Below are 2457 nucleotides of genomic sequence, written 5' to 3' on the forward strand. Positions count from 1 at the left end.
GGTGTCCGATCGCGTGCCATGGGTCACGGCCTGGTTGCTGAAGCTCACTGCGTCGTTGCCGGCAGCGTCCTGCACCACGGCGCCGGATTCGGGCTTGGTGTAGCTGACGGTCACCGTCTCCGTTGCGGCCACGGTGCGGCTCAGCGTCAGCGTCACGGTCTTGGCCGTCGCGTTTACCACGGCGCTGCTCACGGTGATGGCCGTTGCACCAGCGGCGGTGTTCACCGTGAAGCCGGCGTTGCCAGCGAGCGCTGCTGCGTCCAGGGTGTTGGCTTCCGTGTACGTGAGCACCAGCTGGTCGCCGGTGACCGTGGCGCTGTGGAACTCCGGGGGCGTGGTGTCTGCTGGCGCTGGCGTGGTTGACGTGTTGTTGGTGACAGCCCGGTCGCTGAAGTCCGACGCGCCGTTGCCGGCAGCGTCCCGCACCACGTTGCCGCTTTCGGGCTTGGTGTAGCTGACGCTCACCGTCTCCGAGCTGGTCACGGCGCGGCTCAGTGTCAGCGTCACGGTCTTGACCGTCGCGTTTATCACGGCGCTGTTCACGGTGATCGCCGTGCCCGTGGTGCTGCCGACCGTAAAGCCTGCGCTGCCCGTCAGTGCGGTATCGCCCAGGATGTTCGCGTCGATGAAGCTGAGCACCAGTTGGTCGCCGTTGACCGCGGCGCTGCTGACGCTGGGGGGAGTCACGTCAATGTCGTAGGTGACCGTGGACTCCGCTGTGCCCGCCCCTGCGGTGCCCGCGCGGTTGGTGATTCCGGCCAGGTTCACGCTGATCTTGTTGCCCGTCGAGTTTCTGTCGGCGGTCGGAGCCAAGAGGATATCGAGGAACCCCGGAGCCGTCAGCGTGACCGTCCACGTCGTTCCGCCGTCGGTGCTTTGCAGGTTGGACAGCGTCGCGCCTCCGCCCACGGTCAGGTCGGCGGTGGTGAAGCTGTCGGTCGCGATGGCTTCCGAGAAGCGGATGGTGACGGTGACGCTTTCGCCCAGGTGCAGTTTGTCGTCGCTGATCGTGATCGGGTTAGTCGCCGCCAGCGTGGGGCCCTGCGTGCCCGGTGGCGTTGACGTGCTGTGGGTCACAGGCTGGCTGCTGAAGTTCGCTGCGTCGTTGCCCGCCGCGTCCTGCACCACGGCGCCGGATTCGGGCTTGATGTAGCTGACGGTCACCGTCTCCGTTGCGGCCACGGCGCGGCTCAGCGTCAGCGTCACGGTCTTGGCCGTGGCGTTCACCACGGCGCTGCTCACGGTGATGGCCGTCGCGCCAGCGGCGGTGTTCACCGCAAAGCCAGCGTTGCCCGTCAGTGCGGCCCCGTCCAGGCTGTTGGCTTCCGTGTACGTGAGCACCAGCCGGTCGCCGTTGACCGTAGCGCTGTGGAACTCCGGGGGCGTGGTGTCTGCTGGCGTGCTGTGGGCCACGGCCTTTTCCCTGAAGTTCGCTGCCTCGTTGCCGGCAGCGTCCCGCACCCCGTTGCCGAGCGTGGGCTTGGTGTAGCTGACGGTCACCGTCTCCGTTGCGGCCACGGCGCGGCTCAGTGTCAGCGTCACGGTCTTGGCCGTTATGTGCACTGCGACTCCGGTGACGGTGATGGCCGTCGTGCCTGCGGCGGTGTTCACCGTAAAGCCTGCGTTGCCCACGAGTGCTGTCGCGTCCAGGGTGCCCGCTTCCCTGTACGTGAGCACCAGTTGGTTGCCGGTGACCACGGCGGTGTTGATCTCCGGGGCCGTGGTGTCTGCTCCGGGTGTGGTGCCCGGCGTGTTGTTGGTCACCGCCCTTTCGCTGAAGTTCGCTGCGTCGTTGCCCGCAGCGTCCTGCACCACGGCGCCGGATTCGGGCTTGGTGTAGCTGACGCTCACCGTCTCCGTTGCGGCCACGGCGCGGCTCAGTGTCAGCGTGACGGTCTTGGCCGTCGCGTTTACCACGGCGCTGCTCACGGTGATGGCCGTTGCGCCTGCGGCGGTGTTCACCGTAAAGCCGGCGTTGCCCGCGAGCGCTGCCGCGTCCAGGGTGCCCGCTTCCGTGTACGTGAGCACCAGTTGGTTGCCGGTGACCACGGCGGTGTTGATCTCCGGAGCCGTGGTGTCCGATCGCGTGCGATGGGTCACGGTCTGGTTGCTGAAGCTCACTGCGTCGTTGCCGGCAGCGTCCTGCACCACGTTGTCGCCGCTCGTGGGCTTGGTGTAGCTCACGGTCAGCGTCTCCGCACTGGTTACGGGGCGGCTCAGCGTCAGCGTCACGGTCTTGCCCGATACGGCCACACGCCTTACGCTGATGACCGCATTGCCCGCGCTGTTGACCGCAAAGGCCGAGGCGGCTGCGGTGTTGGTGGCATCCAGGTTGCCCTCGTCGATGTAGGTCAGCACCAGTTGGTTGCCGATGACCACGGCGGTGTTGAGCACCGGGGCCGTGGTGTCCGATGGCGTGCCATGGGTCACGGTCTGGTTGCTGAAGCTCACTGCGTC

General features: G+C 67.1%; 1 protein-coding gene. It reads right to left on the reverse strand.

Features of this window, described 5'->3' with window-relative positions:
- Positions 1 to 2457: SwmB domain-containing protein (locus VTU_RS0121710; protein ID WP_010108821.1), on the reverse strand; the 2457-nt coding region annotated here is incomplete at both ends.

It is taken from the genome of Verminephrobacter aporrectodeae subsp. tuberculatae At4 (assembly GCF_000193225.1).
GTDB classification, from domain to species: domain Bacteria; phylum Pseudomonadota; class Gammaproteobacteria; order Burkholderiales; family Burkholderiaceae_C; genus Acidovorax; species Acidovorax aporrectodeae.